We start from the raw sequence: 19,545 nt of genomic DNA, 5'->3' as shown, positions 1-19,545 counted from the left end.
TAATGCATTATTGAAAATACTATATGGCATTATTGGCATTATTGGCACTTTTGGCACTTTTGACACTTTCAGGGTTGCTGTTGAAAATCAATTTGTGAAAATACATTTGGAAAGAAATCTAAGTCTTTTAGCAAAAAAACGTAAGTGTTTTTGCTAAAAAGTATAAGTATTTTTATAACTAAGGCTTATGGGTTCTTCTTTTGTTAGCAAAAAAAATGACTAAAATAAACGAACGTTTTATTTAGTCATTTTCAGATAAAATAAGGCTTTGGAGCGATTTTTTTATATAATCGGGCTTAGTAGCTGATAATTAATTAGTTTTTTATTGCAAAAAAATTTGGGTATATGAAAATTAATGTTGATTTTTGTGGCGAGCAAATGACTAAAAAAAACGTTCGTTTATTTTAGTCATTATACGAAAAGACACACCAGTTAACTTTTGTTGATGAATTATTGATTATGAATTGTAAGAGCTACCGGGCGTGAATATGCGAAATTTTAAGTATGGGGTATAATTGATTTTAAGTATGGGGTATAATTGACTTACTATTAATATTTTAATTATTTGATTATGAAGAAAAGATTACTTATGTTGTTATCTGTCTTTATGACGGTAACGAGTGTGGGGTGGCTACGTGCAGACAACACAAATCCTAAAATGACTCATGAAACGACAGGAACTGGTAATGACCAGCGTGAAGTTGTTTATGCAAATGGAAATCCGGTAACAGTTAAAGCTAATGGGGCTGAGGGAGTCACTATTGAATGTGAAGGTGAAGATCCTCTTTCTTTCGAGGATGGTTCTATAGTCATTCTTTATGGCGGTAAAAAAAATCTTCCTGTCACACAATCGACTATCACGATGACCGGAGGAGTTCTTCGAAATCTTTATGGCGGGGGTAATGGAGAATTAGTAGCGGCAGGTGCGACAAAGGACGAGTCGACGTATGCTAATGTGACAGGACCAACTAAGATTACGATTACAGGCGGCAGTATCACCAATTTATTGGTTGCCGGCGGTTTGTATTATGCTCAATCTGAAGATGTTGTTATTGAAGTAAGTGGCGATGTTTCTATTGCTTATCCTTTCATGGGAGGATTTGAAGCCGGAGCTACTAAAAAGAATACGATTGATACGGAATATGCTAACTCTGTAAACCGCGTGAAATCGACTAAGTTTACGATGACGAGTGGTGAAATCACCGGATATATCGGTTGTGGAGGTGGACAGGGTTATTCTTATTCCAAGTCAACAACTGTAGAACTTAATGATGTTAAGATTGCTACTTTGTATGGAATTGCTTCTAACGGCCGTTCGGATAAAGTCGATGTTCAGGTAAATAATTGTTCGATTAGTGAGGAAATAGCAACATTAAATCGTGGCCGGGTAGGAGATGTTAACCTAACTTTCAATAGTTGTACTTTTGATACAGGTATAAAAGCTTTTGTTGGTGCTGTAGAAGGTTGGGCTGATAGTGATACGGATGGGAGAGTCATTCCGAATGTTACCGGAACAGTTTCTTATACCTTTAATGGAAATGCTCCTCTTGTTCGGATTGGACAAGGACTTGATGCTGCAAATGTAAACTTGACGGGAGCAAAAGCTTCAGTGGAACCTTTTAAGAAGAAAACTGCTGATGCAGAAGGTGTCAAGGCATTTACAATCGGAGAGAAAAAAATCTGGAACTTCTATAATGGTTTGCTGTCTACTGATGGTGCGACATTGACTCCGCAAGGAACAGGTACAAACAAAGCCCAGTTATGGAATATGTACTTCGCAGACGGGAAGCCTATTTCGCTTGAAGCTCGTAGCGGTAGCGAAAAGGGTGTTAAGATTGGTTCTGAAGATTATGATGAGACACTGACTGTTTATGGCGGTAGCTATAAGAAAGATATATCTGGTTCAACCTCTATTACCATGAATGGTGGTACGGTTAAAAACATTTACGGAGGTGGCTTCGGTTCGAAAAAGACTGAAAACTATACAGCCAATGTAGCAGGAGATGTTGCTATTACGATTAATAAAGGTACAGTTACGAATATTCTGGCTGCCGGCGGTATGTATAAATCCAAAATCGGCGGAGAAGCTAAGATTACGGCAAAAGATGCAAATGCTTCCAACGCTTGGATTATGGGCGGTGGCTACGATTCAGGAGAAACAGGCAATACGTTGGATACCGAATTTGATGCTTCTGTGAACAGTATTCCGAAAACTACAATCTCGCTGACAGGTGGTACGTATGGAACTATCGCTTTAGGGGGCGGACAGGGATATTCTTATTCCAAGAATGTAGAAGCAACTATCGACGAAGCAATTATCGGTGGCCTTTATGGTACCGGAAGTAACGGCCGTTCGGATGTGGTTACGGCTACTCTTAAGGGCTGTACTTTTAAGGATAAAGCAGAAATCGCATCTATCAACCGGGGTACGGTGAAAGATATTACGATGACATTCGATGATAAATGTACTTTTGGTAACAACTGTATCACTTACCTGGGAGCTGTTAAGAATTGGGAGAATTCCAAAGATCATAAATCTTACAAAGCTTACGTATCCGGTAAAGCTACTTATACTTTTAACGCTAATAATGAAAATGTATATATCAGTTCCGGTTTGGAAAATGCTAACCTACAGGTTACGGGGGCAAATGTAAAAATTGCTGCTTTCCAAAACTGGGAGGGGAATGTAGTTAAGAACTTTGTGGTAGCTACTGGTAAAACCTGGATTTTCAATGACGGTCATACCTTAGAAGGGGATGCTTCGCTGGAAGGAGATGTAAAATCCACCGTATTGCTTGCCGCTATCACCAACTTACCGGATAGTGTAGTATTTGGTACGGCACCGATAGCATTGGCGTTCAACCAGGAAGGTGTAAAGGCTACGATTGCAGAGGGTAGTGACAAAGCGGAAATCTCTGATAATGTACTGAAAATTAAGAAACCGGGAACTGTTAAAATCAGTTTGACTGTTGCGAACAGTAAAGAAAAGTCTAACACTCAATCTCTGAAGATTAACAAACGTACGGTTACTTTGGTGGAAGGTTTAACAGCAGAAGCCAGAGAATATAATGGTACAACAAATGTGACATTGACTAAAGGCACATTGAAGTTTGCCGGTAAGTTAGGTCCGGATGCTACAAATCTTGATTTAGCTAACGGTTTCAGTGGTGTATTAGCCGATGCCAATGCCGGAGGTAAAAAACCTGTAAAAGTAACAGCCACTTTGTCCGGTGACTCAGCTGATTACTATACCTTGGCTCCGATTACATTCGTAACGGATAGTGTATGGCCGAAGGCAATAACTATCACCGCCAACACAATTGCTAGTAGTAATTACGGTGAGGAACGTACATTTACAGTAGCGGATTATTCCTCAGATTTAAAAGGTGACAAACTGAATGGAACCTTGAAGTTCGATTGTGCAGCAACAAGCACTTCTCCGGAAGGTGAGTATGCGATTACTCCTTACGGTCTGAGTAATCCGAATTATGCGATTACTTATAAACAAGGAAAACTGACTGTAAAGGCAATTGCTCCTACTATCGAGCTGGTAAGTGCGGAAGTCGTAACAAATGGCGATACACGTGATATCAAACTGACCGCTAAATTGACTGATTTAGGGGGAACTGATACCGCTAAATTGGCTGAAGCAAAGAAACTGAAGGTTACTTTCCTGTACAATAATGATTCGAATGCTTCTGAGGATGGTGTTTTGGCTGACGGTTTATACACCGCAACAATTGCCGGTATCATCCCCTCTACTACTGATGCTACTTATAAAATTAAAGCAAAAGCAACGATTAACGACTTGACAGGTGAAAGCGCAGCTCTTGATGTCGTTATCAACAGTCTGAAACCGCAGAATATCTCTTTTGCTGAAAGCGTATTGCCTACAGTTGTTTATGGAAGTTCTATTACTTTAGGTGCTTCCAGCTCTGAAACGGCTGCGACAGGTGAGTATGCTTATGAGTTGGAAGATTCCGATATTGCAGAAATCCAAGATGGTAAACTGATTGCAAACGGTGTCGGTAAGGTTGTCTTGACCGTATCCCGCGCAAAAGATGGAACTTACGCGGCTGCTACAGCTAAGAAAACGATTGAAATCACTCGGAAACCGATTACTGTCAATCCGATAACAGCCGGAGATATAAAAAGGGAGTATAATGGTACGACTAACGGAATTGATAAGTTAGCTTCCAAACTGACATTAAATGGAGTGGAAACCGGTGATGATGTTAAAGTGAAGGATTTCGCATTTAGCTTCAGTGGAAAGAATGCCGGTACACAGGATATCATCCTTCCTGTTCTTTCGCTGGAAGGTGATGCTGCTGACAACTATACCTTAATCCAGCCGACAGGCCTGAAAGGTGTGATTGAGAAGGCTCCGCTTACCATAAAAGTAGAAGATGCCACACGCAATTGGAATGACCTTTATACGAAATATGAATTTGGATTTACACCTGAGGAGGCTTTGTCAAAGAATGGTGAAACTTTGTCCATGGCTTATTCCGGTTCATTAGATGTTACGGAAACAGCCGAAGGCAAACTGCATCTGACTGTCAATCCGGCTTTATGCCCGAACTACGACTTGCAGGTAGGTAAGGATGCAACACTTACAATCAATAAAGGAACCCCGGTTGCTATCGTTGTTAAGTTCTCGGGTATGCCTACAGCTTTGTTGGTTGATTCTGCCGGTTGGACGGATTTGACAGTCTCTGGAGTAGATGGAACAGGACGTGCGACAGTTACGAGCACATCAGGAGAAACATGGAGCAGTTTGAATCAAGTGGATGTGAAGCCTCTAAATCAGGTTACTTCTCTTGCTATGACAAAAGCTGTTGATAACAACTTCTGGAGTACTACAGCAAAAGATGTCAAGACTATCCCGTATACAAAGGGGCGTACTTTTGATTTATCTGTTGCTGATTATATTTCTACCACTCCGGGTATTATAAGTATTTCCGGTGCAACAGCAACAATTGTCGGAACCGGTAAAGTTGCTATCGTAAAAAAAGATGGTACTCAAGTAGCTCTTATGAATATCACTCCGGCCGACCTCTATGCCGTTGCTGATATGAGTAAGACTTATGATGGCAAGACACAGACTACAGGCTCCATCAAATTGATGACAGCTGCTACAGGTGGTACTGAACTTAGCGGTGTCGATGTGGCATTGAATCAGGAAGACGTTACATTCAACTTCAATGAAGCCGGTGTAAAAGCAAATGCAATCAATCCTTCACAGGCATTAATCCTGACCGGTAGCGAAGCAAACAATTATAAGCTGAACACAACATTGGCTGGTTCTATTGCTAAGAAAGTGTTGAAGATTACTACGATTAATAAGTATTACGATGGTAGCGCAGTGTCCTCCAATGTAACGGATTATACGGCCGAAGGTTTGATTTCCGGCGATATCGTACCGGTAAAGGTGGCATTCAAGACTGCTAACGTCGGTGCTACTCTGGTGGAAAGTAATCCTGTTCAATTGATGGGCGAAGGCAATTACGAATTATCAACGGATAAGCCGACGTCTGCTGCCATCCTGAAGTCTACCTTTGTAGCTACTCTGCCGGCAAGTGCGACAACGAAGGAAAATGTAGTGAGTGGAACTAAATTTGTGATTAGCCAAACAGGTGCGGATGTAAAGGTGAATAATGCGACACTTGCTTATAACCCTGATGTTGCTCAATCCGGAACTTCTCCTGTTGTCTTTTATGTGACGGGTGGCGATACAGACAATTATTCTGTTGTCTACACTTCCAATCAGGTAAATAAGAGCAGCAGCGTTCCTCCTGTTGTTAATCCGCCAGTTGAGGCAACAGGCGTTACTTTGGATGTAACGGCTAAGACATTGGCTGTCGGCGAATCATTCACGCTCGTGGCTACCGTTACTCCGGCAAATGCCGACGACACGAGTGTAAGTTGGAGCAGCAGCGACCCGACAATCGCAAGCGTGGATGCCGATGGTAAGGTGACTGCCCTGAAAGCAGGCAAAGCTACAATCACAGCCACTTCAAACGACAATCCGAACTTCACAGCTACTTGTAAAGTGAGTGTGGAAGCTCCTACAGGCATTGAAGAAGCATTGGCTGATTCACGGGTGTATGCGAAAGAAGGATACATCTATATCGAACCGATGGCTGAAATGCAGGTTGTAATTGTCAGCATGGAAGGTAAAACAATTTACAATAACCGCATAAGCGGTCAGAAACAAATACCGGCAACTCCGGGTGTTTATGTAGTGAAACTGATAAGCGCCGGTAAGGTTGTTACCAGCAAAGTCGGTGTATTCTAATCCTGTTTACGCAACTTTTCAGGATTAAAGTTTAGGAAAGGAAGAGGGCGTGCCAAATTTTTGGTACGCCCTTCTTTTATATGCAAGCAAGGATGAATTACGGAAAAAGGATATTGGACGAAAGGAACCTGCCGGTGAAATGACCGGTCTCTCTCTATTTGTTTATAAACAACAAAAACCCTCTTGCCGCAAAGGACAAGAGGGCTTTTGGGTTTAAAGATACCCCGGAAGTATTTTTTTATAATACCTGGATACCTTCTTCGCGGGCAGCTTCTTCTCCGGAAGGAGTAATCAGTTTGTAGCCCTTGCCATGAATATTGATGATTTCAATACCCGGATCGTCTTTCAACAATTTACGAAGTTTGGTGATATACACGTCCATACTACGGGCATTGAAGTAGTTGTCGTCTACCCAAATTGTTTTCAGTGCATAATTACGTTCCAGAATTTCATTTGCATGAGCACAAAGAAGACTCAGCAATTCGCATTCTTTTGTAGTCAGTTTTGTAACCTTGTCACCGATAGACAATGTCTGTTTCTGTGTATCGAACAAGAAATTTCCTAACTTATAGAAAGGAATATCTTTCATTTTCTTGCCTTTCACACGGCGAAGGATGGCTTCGATACGGAGCAGCAATTCTTCCATGCTGAAAGGTTTTGTCAAATAATCATCGGCACCAATCTTGAAACCTTCCAGGATATCTTCCTTCATTGTCTTTGCAGTAAGGAAAATAACAGGAATGTCAGGATTGATAGAGCGAATTTCCTGTGCCAGTGTAAAGCCGTCTTTTTTCGGCATCATCACGTCTAATACACAAAGGTCGTATTTGCCTTTGGTGAAACCTTTGTAACCGGCTTCTCCATCAGAGAAGAGGTCTGTTACATAACCTTTAGCCTGTAAGTATTCTCTTAATAGCATACCCAGGTTTTCATCGTCTTCGCAAAAGAAGATTTTTAGTTTTTCTTCCATAACTAACTTTTTATAAGAGGTAAAGTAATAATAAATTTCGTTCCTACATTATCAGCACCACCTTCAGCCCGGATAGAGCCTTTGTGGTCTTCCACTATCTTACGAACGTAAGCAAGTCCGAGACCGAACCCTTTCACGTCGTGTACGTTGCCCGTCGGTACGCGGAAGAAGCGGTCGAATACCTTTTTGAGGTATTCCTTCTTGATTCCGATACCGTTATCTTCAATCGATATCAATAATTTGCCATTCTCGTTCCAAGTGCGGCACATCAGCGTGAGAGGTACGTCCGGCCTGCGATATTTTACGGCATTGTCCAAGAGGTTGAACAGTACGTTTGTAATATGCATTTCGTCCACATAGATGTCCGTGTTTTCAGCTTGCAAATCGATGTCTATCGTTCCATCATATTTTTCTACTTTCAGTGCGAAAGTATTGGCTACGTTGGCCAACAGGTCGTTTGCGTCGACTTCCTTCAGCTTCAGAGTTGCTTTCTGTCGTTCGAACAGTGACATTTGCAGAACTTTTTCCACCAGGAAGCCCAGCCGTTTTGTTTCATCGTTTATCACGCCGGAGATATGTTTGAACACATCCGGGCTTTTTGTGATATCCGAGTCTTTCAACATCTGGGCTGCCAATGAGATGGTCGATACCGGTGTTTTAAGTTCGTGTGTCATATTATTGATAAAGTCATTTTTCATTTCCGATAATTTCTTCTGGCGGAATACGATATAAATGGTAAAAATAAATGTTACCAATAGTATCAGCGAGAAGAGTATCGACGGTACAATAAATGTTACAGAATTTGAAATATAATCTCCTTTCGTCGGGAAATATACCCGGAGGTAATTCAGCTTGGAAGGAGGATCTCCGGGAAACAAAACCTGCATAATCACATCTGATACAGGTGGTATGTCTCCGCTCTGGTACACTACGTTTCCGTCTTTGTTAATAACAGAAAAGATGAACGGCAGGTTCAATCCACTGTTAATAAATTCTGCTTTTAAGTAATTATTTAGCTTTTTAAAATCTATCCGCTCCTCGATGGGCTTAAGATTGGCGGTATATAAAATGCTGAGGGTAAGTTCGTCAATCAACCCTTTCTGGTATTGGAAACGCTGTTTCAATGCTTTCTGTAAATCTTTTGAAGTGCTGACAATACTGTTGGCAGCGGCTTTTTTACTTAATGAAGTAAGCGGTCCTATTTTATGCGTCGTGATGCTCTCCTGCATTTCTATTTTATGAACTGCACCGTTCGAGTCTGTATAATATTGGTAGTTGTATTGTTCTTCCGTTGTCAGACTTTGGCTACTCTGCTCATTCTGGTATAAATAGTTGTTCGCTTCATCACGGTTGAGCTCTTCTTCCAGATATTTACGTGTCTCTTCAAGCTCCAAGGTTTTAGAAACCTGGTGCAATCCTCGTCTTACCGTTTCGTTAAACTGTTCGCTACTTTTCTTGAGTATGATACTTACATATTTTACTTGTAAAAAGAGTAAACCGGCGAAGGCAAAAGCCATCACCACCGCAAGCAACCAAATCGTAGACTTCCTCATATCAATAATCTCTCTTTTTAACAGAACAAATAACGTGTCTTTTAATTTAATATTTACACAAAAAAGGTAAAAATACAAGGGTTGATATATTAAAAATAGTTTATCCGGGTGTCTGTCATAACTACCTATCTATTTTTAAATTAATGTATTAAGCCTGTGCCTGATACAATTACCTGTCGTTAGCTGTCTGATATCGATATATATAAACAGTGTTGTCGGGTAATTTGTTGTGTCGGGGGGGTAAAATATTTTCTTGAAAGTGCCGAGATTTAATTATTAGCTATATCTTTGTTCTCGCATAAGAGCGATAGAAATGATGCAAGAAAGTATAACACAGATAGACATCCGGCAAGTATTGCAACAAAAGGCACCTTCGGCTGCCAAAAAGATACCCGGGTTTGTAGTAGACTATCTGATACGTACTGTTCATCAGGATGAACTGAATGATATATTACGGCGTTACCATGATAAGGACGGTGTTGCATTTATGCAGGAACTTATCGGTTATTTTGACCTGACGCTCGAATTGGTCGATGAGGAAAACATTCCTCAGGAGGGGCGTTATATCTTTGCTTCCAATCATCCGCTGGGAGGTTTGGACGGAATTTGTCTTTCCGCTGTCATTGGAGGACGTTTCGGAGGACGTATCCGTTATCTGGTGAACGACCTGCTTTTATATCTTTCGAATCTCAAATCCATTTTCGTACCTATTAATAAACATGGCGCACAAGGGAAGAAGAACGCACAACTGATAGAAGAGGCGTATGCTTCGGATAATCAGATTGTCACTTTCCCCGCGGGACTTTGCTCGCGTAAGGTGCACGGGGTTATACAGGATACCGAATGGAAAAAGTCGTTTATACAGAAAGCCGTGGAATATAAGCGGGACATTGTGCCGGTCTATTTCGATGGTTGCAATTCGAATTTCTTTTATCGTCTGGCCAATTTGCGGAAAGCTTTGGGCATCAAGATGAATTATGAAATGATTTACTTGCCGGACGAAATGTTCCGATGTAAACATAAAACGTTCCGTATCTATTTCGGAAAAACTATCCCCTGGCAAACGTTCGACAACAGTAAAAAGCCGGGAGAATGGGCCGAATGGGTAAAAGGCATCGTTTATAATCTCAGGAAACAATAACTATTTTATATGCAAGACATTATTAAACCGATTGACCGGGCTCTCCTGAAGGCCGAACTGACAAAGGATAAAAAGCTCCGGAGGACGAACAAGTCAAATAATGAAATATATATCGTTACTGCTCACGACGCTCCGAACGTGATGCAAGAGATAGGACGTCTCCGTGAAATAGCCTTTCGTTATTATGGCGGGGGTACGGGATTTCCTGTCGATATAGATGAGTACGATACGATGGATGATGCTTACCGGCAATTGATTGTATGGAGTCCCGAAGATGAGCAGATATTGGGCGGTTATCGTTTCCTTTGCGGGTCGGACGTGAAATTCGATAAGAATGGCAAACCTATTCTCGCAACCTCTCATCTGTTTAATTTCTCTGAAAAGTTCAATAAGGAATATCTGCCTTATACGGTCGAGCTGGGCCGTTCGTTTGTGACGCTCGAATACCAATCTACCCGTAGCGGTTCCAAAGGGCTGTTTGTCTTGGATAATTTATGGGACGGCCTGGGAGCTCTTTCTGTCGTAGACCCAAGCTTACAATATTATTTCGGGAAGGTGACGATGTACAATACTTACAATCCTGAAGCCCGTAATCTGATATTGTATTTCCTTAGCAAGCATTTTCCTGACCCTGAAAAGCTGATTACTCCTGTTTACCCGCTGGAGACGAATACGGATCAGGAAAAGATGAAAGCTTTGTTCAAATATGATAACTTCAAGGATAATTATAAGGTGTTGAACCAGGAAGTCCGTAAATTCGGTATCAATGTTCCTCCTTTAGTCAATGCCTATATGAGTCTTTCTCCCAAAATGCGCGTATTCGGTACAGCCATCAACCATGAGTTTGGGGAAGTGGAGGAAACCGGCATCCTGATTGCCATCAACGAGATTTTGGAAGACAAGAAGAAACGTCATATTGAAACTTATTTGAATGAGGAAGGTCAATCTCCGGATTTAATCCGGAAGACAGATAGCTAATCCGGATTATCTTCATTCTTTTGTTTTTCCCATTCCCGGGCTACCTCTTCGAGTGATTGGTACCATTTATTGCCGAAACGGCGGATAAGCGGTTCTTTCAGGAACTTGTAGAGGGGCACTTGTTCTTTCTTCCCAAGTATTTCGGCGGCTTTGCATATTTTCCAGCGATTGTAGTTTACGGCGCTGAAAGTGTCGTATTCGGTAACCCGTATCGGATATAGATGGCAGGATACAGGCTTGTAGAAAGAGAGTTTTCCTGCGCGATACGCCTTTTCGATAGCGCATTTGCAAGTACCGTCGGCATCGTAACAGGTGAATACGCAGTCTTTCCCGTCGACGATGGAGGTGACGATGTCTCCTTCCTGGTCTATATAGGCGACACCTTGTTTATTGATGATTTCTTGTGCTTTGGGCGAAAGGTCGTCCCAGATGACGGGCAGCGCTTTTTGCAGTTCGGCTATTTCCTTTTTCAGAAGCGGAGCTCCGGAGTCGCCTTCCACGCAACAGGCTCCTTTACAATGTGCAAGGTCGCAAATGAAGTAGCGTTCGAGTACATCGAGGCTGACCAATGTTTTGTCTATTTGAAACATATAAGGGGATACAAAAGAGGTTGTGCCGGTGTTTGAAGGCACAACCTCTTTATTTATAACTAAGATTATTTAATCAGCGAATGTCCTGTCATTTCCTTCGGTTGCTTCAAGCCTATGATATGGAGGATGGAAGGAGCAACGTCTGCCAGGATACCGTTTTCTACTTTGGCATCCTTGTTTTCCGTCACGTAAACGAAGGGTACAGGGTTCAGCGAGTGGGCCGTGTTGGGCGTACCGTCTTCGTTCAATGCGTGGTCGGCATTCCCATGGTCGGCGATGATGATGACTTCGTAGTCGTTGGCTTTTGCAGCTTCTACGGTATCATGCAGACAAGCGTCGATAGTTATGACGGCCTTTTCGATTGCTTTGTACACACCGGTATGGCCTACCATATCGCCGTTTGCGTAATTGCAAACGATGAAATCATATTTCTTAGAGCCGATTGCCTCGACTAGTTTGTCTTTCACTTCGAATGCGCTCATTTCCGGTTTCAGGTCGTAAGTCGCTACTTTCGGAGACGGAACCAGGATACGGTCTTCTGCTTCGTAAGGGGTTTCACGTCCGCCATTGAAAAAGAAAGTTACGTGTGCATACTTTTCTGTTTCGGCGATATGCAGCTGTGTTTTACCGACGGCAGCCAGGAATTCTCCTAATGTGTTTTCAACGTTTTCTTTGTCGAACAGGATATGAACACCTTTGAAACTTGCGTCGTACGGAGTCATGCAGAAATATTGCAAGCCCGGTATTGTGTGCATGCCTGCTTCCGGCATGTCCTGTTGCGTCAGGACTACTGTGAGTTCTTTGGCACGGTCGTTACGATAGTTGAAGAAGATAACGACATCGCCTTCCTGGATGGTGGCAACCGGTTTGCCGTTTTCAACGTGGACAATCGGTTTGATAAATTCGTCCGTTACGCCTTCGGCATACGATTCTTCCATTGCTTTTACCATACATTCGGCAGCTTTGCCCTTGCCGTCAACCAACAGGTCGTAAGCCTCTTTCACGCGTTCCCAGCGTTTGTCGCGGTCCATGGCGTAATAGCGTCCTATGACGGATGCGATTTTTCCCCCTGTGGTTTTCAGGTGATTTTCCAGTTGTTCGATAAAGCCTTTACCGCTTTTCGGGTCTGTATCGCGGCCGTCCATGAAACAGTGAACGTATGCCTTGCTGATACCGTATTCCTTAGCGATGTCGGTCAGTTTCATCAAATGCTCAAGTGAGCTGTGGACACCACCGTCGGAAACAAGTCCCATGAAGTGGATTTGCTTGTCGTTTTCTTTTGCGTAGCTGTAAGCACGTTTGATTTCGGGATTTTCCATAATCGTATTCTGACGGCAGGCAATGTTGATTTTTACCAAGTCTTGGTAAACAATACGGCCGGCCCCTATATTCAGGTGGCCAACTTCCGAGTTACCCATCTGTCCGTCGGGCAAACCTACGTTCTCACCGGATGCCTGGAGTTGTGAGTTGGGATACGTTTTCAACAGTTCGTCCCAGTAAGGAGTAGGAGTGTTGTAGATTACATCATCTTTACCGCGGTCGCCGATTCCCCAGCCGTCGCAGATAAGTAAAAGTGCTTTCTTGCTCATGATTTTATTTGTTTAATATATTAAATTCCCTAATCGCCCGCAAAGATAAGCATTTCCGCTGTATATTGTTTTCTCATAAAGTATTACTTTTGTGTACGATATGGAAAAGACGATACACGACAGAGAGTTGGGGGTAATCCTCCTTCGTACCAGTCCGCGTGCTACCCGTTATACACTTAAGATTTCGAAAGGCAGCATAACGGCTATCATGCCTATAGGAGGGGATGAGCTACGTATGCTCGCCTTTATACGTGAAAACAAGGCGAAATTGCAGGCTGCTTTGGCCAAACATCCGGCCCGTCCTCTTTTGACGGAAGAGACAGTGATGGAAACTGCCACCTTTCGTCTCCATATTTTTTGTACCGACCGGGCGAGTTTCTATATGAAGTTGGAGGAGGGGCTTCTGCATATCGCCTGTCCTACCCGGACCGATTTCTCCGACGAGCGTGTACAGAAGTTATTGAAAGAATTTATCGAGAAGGCGCTTCGCCATGAAGCGGCCCGTCTCTTGCCTGAACGTTTGATGGGATTGGCTTCCCGTTATGATTTTACATGTACGGGGGTGAAGATATTTAACAGCAGGAGCCATTGGGGAAGTTGTACGCCTCGGAAAAGCATCAATTTATCTCTTTCGCTGATGCTTTTGCCTTGGTATCTGATTGATTATGTGCTTTTGCATGAACTTTGTCATACGGTGGAGATGAATCATAGTGACCGTTTCTGGAAACTAATGGATAGAGTGACTGACGGAAAGGCGGGAATGTTGCGTAAGGAATTGAAGAAATATCACATGTTGTAAGTCTATTTTTATGTATGTGCGAGGACATACTTGTTTTATTGTTTCCAGAAACCCGGTAACAAAATAGTAATGACCGTAAATATTTCCAGACGTCCCGTCATCATCAAAAAGGATAAAAGCCATTTGGAGAAATCCGGTAATTCGGAGAAGTTTCCGGCAGGTCCCACACTGCCTAATCCCGGTCCCGTATTGCTGACGGCTGATACGGCAGAACCTACCGCTTCCTCAAAACCCAGTCCGTCCGCCATCAGCAATAAACAACCTATAACAATCAGGCTGATATAAATAAAAGCAAACGAAAGTACTCTGAAAACTATATCGGACGACAAAACATGGTCGTTCACCCGTACAGGTAGAACTGCATGGGGATGTGTCCTTTTCTTAAACTCATTCAGTAAGTTTTTCGTCAGTATCATGAAGCGTCCCATTTTCAGCCCTCCGCAGGTAGAACCGGCACAACCGCAAACAATCATCAGGATAATGGCTATCAGCCAGAAGAAAGGTCCCCAGGGAATGAAATTGGTGGTTGCGAACCCGCAAGTCGAGACAAGAGTTGCCACCTGAAACGAAGCCAGCCGGAAAGCGTGTGAAAAGTCCGGAGCCAGTCCCTTCAACATGAGGTATCCGGTGACAATGAACATGAAGATGATAACGAATATGTAGAACCAATGTGTCTCTTCGTCTTTCAGTAACTTACCGAACTTGCCGTTGAAGAAAAGATAGATGAGAGTCATGTTGGTGGCTCCGATACACATGAATACGGTTATGACATAGTCGATATAAGCTGAGTCCCAGTAAGCGATACTGGCATTTTTGGTAGAGTAACCGCCTGTCGACATGGTGGTTAAAGCATGGTTGACGGCATCAAATAAGTTCATAGGCCCGGCCCATAATAGTCCGATAACCACAATAGTCAGGAAAACATAAATACCCCATAGCCGTTTGGCAACCTGTGCGATGCGAGGCCGGAAACGTTCATGCGTGATACCGGGTGTCTCCGCGTCGAACATTTGTGCCGCACCTCCTCCCAGGATAGGCATCAGGGCTACCGTGAACACTATCATCCCGATACCTCCCTGCCATTGGGTCAAGCTTCGCCAGAATAGTACGCCATGCGGAAGAGTTTCTATATCACTCAAGATAGTGGAGCCGGTTGTTGTAAATCCCGACATCGTTTCAAAAAAAGCATCTGTGATATTGTTTATATATCCCCCCAGATAGAACGGGAGCATACCGAGTAGCGAACAGAATACCCAGGTGAGCGTAACCGCCATCATCCCTTCCCGCCGTCCGGCTGTATATTCATTCGCGCGGAAGCCGATGGCATAAAACAGAAGTCCTGTGCCGAACATAATTCCGCTCGATTGCAACAACGGAATCAAGTCGTCCCCTTTATAAAGGAAAGCAACGACTGTCGCTGCCAGCATGAACAATGTCTCGAGGATAAACATTATCCCTAACATCTTGATTATAAAACGAATGTTCAGCATACTGTTAATTAAAGTAATCTTCCAGTTTTCTCATTGCCGTATCCAGGCAGAACACGACTACATGGTCGTAAGCTTGGATGTGGGTATCTCCTTTAATCATCATCGGTTCACCATCGCGTATCAATCCGCCTAAGGTCATATCTTTCGGCAGATGCAGGTCTTTTACTTGTTTGCGGGTAATCTTGGAATCGGGACGTGCTACCAATTCGGCTACGTCGGCATTGGCAAATGTCAGACATTTCACGTTGGATACATCCGCATCCAGCAAGAACTGGTAGATATGGCTGGCGGCAATCAACTTCTTATTGATGACCGAACCGATATCCATATTCTCCGCAAGTGGTATATAATCGATGTTTTCTATCTTGGCAATTGTTTTGAATACTCCCGAACGCTTGGCTGCCAGACAGGCCAGAATGTTGGTGCTGGAGTTTTCCGTCAGGGCGATAAAAGCTTGCGCGTCTTTGATGCCTTCCTGCATCAATAGTTCCGTGTCACGTCCGTCTCCGTTAATAATCAGTACATTGCTCGGTACGACTTCTGCGATGCGATGACTCTTTTCTTTGTTCGTTTCCAAAACTTTCACCCGGATATTGTTCGGCAAATACTGGCAGGCGCGTATGGCTATACGGCTACCTCCCATGATGAACACTTTTTTCACTTCCGGGTCTTTTTTCCCGGCGTGCAAGCGGACATCTTCAATATGATTTTTTGTCGTGGTGAAGAATACTATATCGCCGGACTCAATCCGGTCTGTCCCACGTGGAATAATCGTTTCGTTCTGCCGTTTGATGGCAACAATATGATAGAGTTTCTGTTCGTTCAACAATTCCGACAATAGTTTGTTGACCAAGCGGGAATTGTCGCGTACCTTAACTCCAATCAGGATTAGGGCACCTCCGAACAGTTCCCAGTATTGACGTGTCCACGGACGGCGTACAGCCGTTACAATCTCCTTGGCGGCAAGCATTTCCGGGTAAATCATGGAGTTAATACCCATCTTTTCGAACAAGTCCCTGTTCTTGGGCAGTAAATATTCGTAATTGTTGATACGGGCAAGTGTTTTGCGCGCACCCAGCTTGGAAGCCAGGATACTGGCTGCTACATTGGTCGTTTCTTCAGGTGTGACACTGACAAACAGGTCCGCTTTTCGTATACCGGCTTCTTCCAGGTCGCGGATGGAGGTCGGATTTCCAACCATTGGCAGGACCTCCATGCTCGAATTTGTAAAATTCAAGCGTTCCTCATTGGAATCCATCAGGATAATATCCTGTTTCTCCTGCGATAACATTTTCGCTAAATGAGTTCCCACTTCGCCTGCTCCGGCAATAATAATTTTCATACCTTGTGATATGATTAATATATTGTTTGTTTTTTATTCTTCTATAATAAATCAAGTCTGAAAGGAATACTTTTACTGTAAGATAACATATTCCTTAGAGCCTTCCGAAGAGGGTAGAATACTTTTTTTGTTAAGCTTTCTGTACTCTATTCTCAATTGGTTTGCGATACTTTTTGCATCCATACCGCATATTTTATACTGTTCGGATATCGGGCCGTGCTCGATGAAAGTATCGGGTACACCAATCCTTGTTATGTGCGAAGTATATTCATTGTCCGCCATAAATTCCAGGACAGCACTACCCAGTCCTCCTCTTATCACCCCGTTTTCTACGGTGACAATGCGTGAGAATTTCTTGCCGGCTTCGTGCAATATCTCTTGGTCTATCGGTTTGAGGTAAATCATATCATAATGAGCAACCGATATTCCTTCAACTTCTACTTCCTGAATGGCTTTTATCACTTCATTCCCTATCGGGCCAAGCGATAAAACAGCGATATCGTTTCCTTCATGTATTTTCTTCCCTTTGCCGATAGGCAGTTCCTGCATTGCGTTTCGCCAGTCCTTCATTTCCCCTTTTCCACGCGGGTAACGAATAATGAAGGGGCCGTTATCTTTTTTATATCCGGTGTACATCAGGTTACGCAAATCCAACTCATTCAGCGGCGATGAGATAATCAGGTTCGGTATCGGACGCAGATAAGCCAAGTCGAATACCCCATGGTGCGTAGCACCGTCCTCGCCTACCAAACCGGCACGGTCCAGACAAATCACCATGTGTAGTTTCTGCATCGCCACATCATGTATAACCATATCGTAAGCCCGTTGCATGAAGGATGAATAGACATTGCAGAACGGTATCATTCCCTCTTTTGCCAAACCTGCGGAGAATGTAACGGAATGACCTTCAGCTATTCCTACATCAAAGGCCCGGTTGGGGAATGCTTTCATCATATAGGTCATGGAGCAGCCGGTGGGCATAGCCGGGGTGATACCCACGATACGCTCGTCCTGTTCTGCCAATTCCACAAGAGTATGGCCGAATACATCCTGATAAAGTTGAGGTTCGTCCAGTTTATGAACAATGATACGCTGTCCTGTCTCCTTATTGAATAGTCCGGGTGCATGCCATTCCGTAGCCGACTCTTCCGCCGGTTTAAAGCCCTTTCCTTTCTTTGTTTTGATATGCAACAGCTTGGGACCTTGCAGGTCTTTTATATCGTTCAGCACCTTTATCATGTAGTTGACATCGTGTCCGTCTATCGGTCCGAAGTAACGGATGCTGAAGCCTTCGAATAAATTATGTTGCTGGGTAAGCAATGCTTTCAGGCTATTGTTGAAGCGTAGGATGTTTTCCCGGCGGTCATTGTTGATAAGTTTCATTTTACGCAGACCGCGATATACATCATAACGCATCTTATTGTATGCTTGGCTTGTCGTGACATCTACCAGATATTGGCTTAGTCCGCCTACAGGCTGGTCGATAGCCATGTCATTGTCGTTGAGTATGATAAGCAGGTTGTTCGGGTTGGCCGAAGCATTATTCAACCCTTCGAATGCCAGTCCTCCGGTCATGGCACCGTCGCCGATAACGGCAATTACGTGACGGTCTTTTTCCCCTTTTAGTTCGGAAGCAACCGACATACCCATGGCAGCCGAGATGGAGTTAGACGCATGTCCGGCAATAAAAGCGTCATACGGGCTTTCCGCCGGATTTGGAAAACCGCTGATTCCTTTAAATTTGCGCAGGGTATGAAAAGCCTCTCTCCGTCCGGTCAGTATCTTATGCCCGTAAGCCTGATGGCCTACGTCCCATACGATACGGTCGTGTGGAGTGTTGAAAACATAATGCAGTGCAACGGTCAGTTCCACTGTGCCCAAGCTTGCCCCTAAGTGTCCGGGGGTTTCGGAAAGAATATCTATTATATATTGACGCAACTCTGCACATACCTCCCCCAATTTATCAGGGCTCAATTTTCGTAAGTCCTCAGGATAATCAATGGTGTTTAATATGTGTTCATCCTTGCATTCTGTCATAACCGCTAAAATTTGTGGCAAATGTAAAGAATTAACGGGAGATAAAATAGTTTTAGTATGTCAATTCTTTGGCATAATGATAAAAAGGGGGAACGCTATTAAATAATAAGTTTCAAAATCTGCTGTTTTCGGTTGCAATCGGATTTACTCGGTATGAACGGGATAGATGGTGTGAAGTGTCTTGATTATCAGTGTTATACTGATAAATATATCAGACGTATGCGGGAAATAAGGACACGGACGGCCACTACGGACACGGCCACTTTTCAGGATATGCCATCCTATTCCGGTACGACTGCTACACGGTTTAACCGGTTGTTTATAGATGCCGAGTGGATACTACCCAATTCTTTTATCTTTTCGAATTAGCCGATTTGCAAAGGTTTTATGTCGAAGCCACCGTGCCGGACATCGGTGAATGTTCTGCCCGTCGTTTTATCAATTGTCTTATTCCGAAATGTGTCATTAAGATAGCCCCGATAATTATCAGGAATACTTGCCTGCTGCTATCTGAAACTAAGTTATATTTTACTTGAAAGAGGCTTTATTTTCTTTCCCTGTTCTCTTTCCTATCCTAAAAAGTGGCCGTGTCCGTAGTGTCCGTCCGTGTCCTTATTTCTACCCTATAAGGTAACAACAGCTACCTTATAGGGTAAATATTTTACCTTATAGGGTAGCTGTAACTACCTTTAAATCAAATTTATATGTGTAAACTTCTCGATTTCTTCCGAACCGGAAATCAGAGTTTCTCTATCTCT

The 19,545-nt window shown here is 43.3% G+C and carries 12 protein-coding genes; 5 read left to right on the top strand and 7 right to left on the bottom strand.

Going from position 1 to position 19,545, the window contains the following annotated elements:
- Positions 1-571 precede the first annotated feature (571 nt).
- Positions 572-6,298 (top strand): YDG domain-containing protein, encoded by a 5,727-nt coding sequence (locus DW103_RS09715; protein WP_147381198.1) that lies wholly within the window; start codon positions 572-574, stop codon positions 6,296-6,298.
- Positions 6,299-6,536: 238 nt separating this feature from the next.
- Here the strand turns inward: DW103_RS09715 and DW103_RS09710 are convergent, their stop codons facing one another.
- Both DW103_RS09710 and DW103_RS09705 read right to left on the bottom strand, forming a co-directional pair.
- Positions 6,537-7,268 carry a response regulator transcription factor gene (locus DW103_RS09710; RefSeq protein WP_122275569.1) on the bottom strand — a complete coding sequence of 244 codons (732 nt, stop codon included), beginning with the start codon at positions 7,266-7,268 and terminating at the stop codon, positions 6,537-6,539.
- Positions 7,269-7,270: 2 nt separating this feature from the next.
- The gene (locus DW103_RS09705; RefSeq protein WP_122275567.1) at positions 7,271-8,821 is read right to left on the bottom strand and encodes a sensor histidine kinase KdpD; all 1,551 of its coding nucleotides are present in this window, start codon (positions 8,819-8,821) and stop codon (positions 7,271-7,273) included.
- Positions 8,822-9,134: 313 nt separating this feature from the next.
- On the opposite strand from DW103_RS09705, the gene DW103_RS09700 reads away from it, so the two are divergent.
- Both DW103_RS09700 and DW103_RS09695 read left to right on the top strand, forming a co-directional pair.
- On the top strand, positions 9,135-9,962 hold the full coding sequence (locus DW103_RS09700; protein ID WP_122275565.1) for a 1-acyl-sn-glycerol-3-phosphate acyltransferase: 828 nt from the start codon (positions 9,135-9,137) through the stop codon (positions 9,960-9,962).
- Positions 9,963-9,971: 9 nt separating this feature from the next.
- Positions 9,972-10,940 (top strand): GNAT family N-acetyltransferase, encoded by a 969-nt coding sequence (locus DW103_RS09695; protein ID WP_122275563.1) that lies wholly within the window; start codon positions 9,972-9,974, stop codon positions 10,938-10,940.
- Here the strand turns inward: DW103_RS09695 and DW103_RS09690 are convergent.
- Both DW103_RS09690 and gpmI read right to left on the bottom strand, forming a co-directional pair.
- Positions 10,937-11,530, bottom strand: coding sequence for a DUF3109 family protein (locus DW103_RS09690; RefSeq protein WP_122275561.1), 594 nt, complete (start codon positions 11,528-11,530; stop codon positions 10,937-10,939). The two genes, DW103_RS09695 and DW103_RS09690, sit on opposite strands and share 4 nt — an antisense overlap.
- A 65-nt stretch (positions 11,531-11,595) precedes the next feature.
- The gene (gene gpmI / locus DW103_RS09685) at positions 11,596-13,119 is read right to left on the bottom strand and encodes a 2,3-bisphosphoglycerate-independent phosphoglycerate mutase (protein WP_122275559.1); all 1,524 of its coding nucleotides are present in this window, start codon (positions 13,117-13,119) and stop codon (positions 11,596-11,598) included.
- A 100-nt stretch (positions 13,120-13,219) separates the two neighbouring features.
- On the opposite strand from gpmI, the gene DW103_RS09680 reads away from it, so the two are divergent.
- Positions 13,220-13,918 carry a M48 family metallopeptidase gene (locus DW103_RS09680; RefSeq protein WP_122275557.1) on the top strand — a complete coding sequence of 233 codons (699 nt, stop codon included), beginning with the start codon at positions 13,220-13,222 and terminating at the stop codon, positions 13,916-13,918.
- Positions 13,919-13,953: 35 nt separating this feature from the next.
- Here DW103_RS09680 and DW103_RS09675 read toward each other — a convergent pair whose 3' ends face one another.
- From DW103_RS09675 to dxs, 3 genes are all read right to left on the bottom strand, one after another.
- Positions 13,954-15,408 (bottom strand): TrkH family potassium uptake protein, encoded by a 1,455-nt coding sequence (locus DW103_RS09675; RefSeq protein WP_122275555.1) that lies wholly within the window; start codon positions 15,406-15,408, stop codon positions 13,954-13,956.
- Between the two features lie 4 nt (positions 15,409-15,412).
- Positions 15,413-16,750 (bottom strand): Trk system potassium transporter TrkA, encoded by a 1,338-nt coding sequence (trkA, locus tag DW103_RS09670; protein WP_122275553.1) that lies wholly within the window; start codon positions 16,748-16,750, stop codon positions 15,413-15,415.
- A gap of 72 nt (positions 16,751-16,822) precedes the next feature.
- Entirely contained in the window at positions 16,823-18,787 is a 1,965-nt protein-coding gene (dxs, locus tag DW103_RS09665) for a 1-deoxy-D-xylulose-5-phosphate synthase (RefSeq protein WP_122275551.1), read from the bottom strand.
- Between the two features lie 153 nt (positions 18,788-18,940).
- On the opposite strand from dxs, the gene DW103_RS09660 reads away from it, so the two are divergent.
- Positions 18,941-19,156, top strand: coding sequence for a hypothetical protein (locus DW103_RS09660; RefSeq protein ID WP_122275549.1), 216 nt, complete (start codon positions 18,941-18,943; stop codon positions 19,154-19,156).
- Positions 19,157-19,545: the final 389 nt, after the last annotated feature.

This window comes from Parabacteroides sp. AM08-6 (assembly GCF_003473295.1).
Taxonomy (GTDB): Bacteria; Bacteroidota; Bacteroidia; order Bacteroidales; family Tannerellaceae; genus Parabacteroides.
Note: the sequence above shows the minus strand (reverse complement) of the source record. Positions and strands in the feature narration are given on the sequence as shown.

Excerpts from the sequence above, each read along its gene's own strand:
- DW103_RS09715 (WP_147381198.1), top strand. The coding sequence starts at position 572 with ATGAAGAAAAGATTACTTATGTTGTTATCTGTCTTTATGACGGTAACG.
- DW103_RS09710 (WP_122275569.1), bottom strand. The coding sequence starts at position 7,268 with ATGGAAGAAAAACTAAAAATCTTCTTTTGCGAAGACGATGAAAACCTG.
- DW103_RS09705 (WP_122275567.1), bottom strand. The coding sequence starts at position 8,821 with ATGAGGAAGTCTACGATTTGGTTGCTTGCGGTGGTGATGGCTTTTGCC.
- DW103_RS09700 (WP_122275565.1), top strand. The coding sequence starts at position 9,135 with ATGATGCAAGAAAGTATAACACAGATAGACATCCGGCAAGTATTGCAA.
- DW103_RS09695 (WP_122275563.1), top strand. The coding sequence starts at position 9,972 with ATGCAAGACATTATTAAACCGATTGACCGGGCTCTCCTGAAGGCCGAA.
- DW103_RS09690 (WP_122275561.1), bottom strand. The coding sequence starts at position 11,530 with ATGTTTCAAATAGACAAAACATTGGTCAGCCTCGATGTACTCGAACGC.
- gpmI (WP_122275559.1), bottom strand. The coding sequence starts at position 13,119 with ATGAGCAAGAAAGCACTTTTACTTATCTGCGACGGCTGGGGAATCGGC.
- DW103_RS09680 (WP_122275557.1), top strand. The coding sequence starts at position 13,220 with ATGGAAAAGACGATACACGACAGAGAGTTGGGGGTAATCCTCCTTCGT.
- DW103_RS09675 (WP_122275555.1), bottom strand. The coding sequence starts at position 15,408 with ATGCTGAACATTCGTTTTATAATCAAGATGTTAGGGATAATGTTTATC.
- trkA (WP_122275553.1), bottom strand. The coding sequence starts at position 16,750 with ATGAAAATTATTATTGCCGGAGCAGGCGAAGTGGGAACTCATTTAGCG.
- dxs (WP_122275551.1), bottom strand. The coding sequence starts at position 18,787 with ATGACAGAATGCAAGGATGAACACATATTAAACACCATTGATTATCCT.
- DW103_RS09660 (WP_122275549.1), top strand. The coding sequence starts at position 18,941 with ATGAACGGGATAGATGGTGTGAAGTGTCTTGATTATCAGTGTTATACT.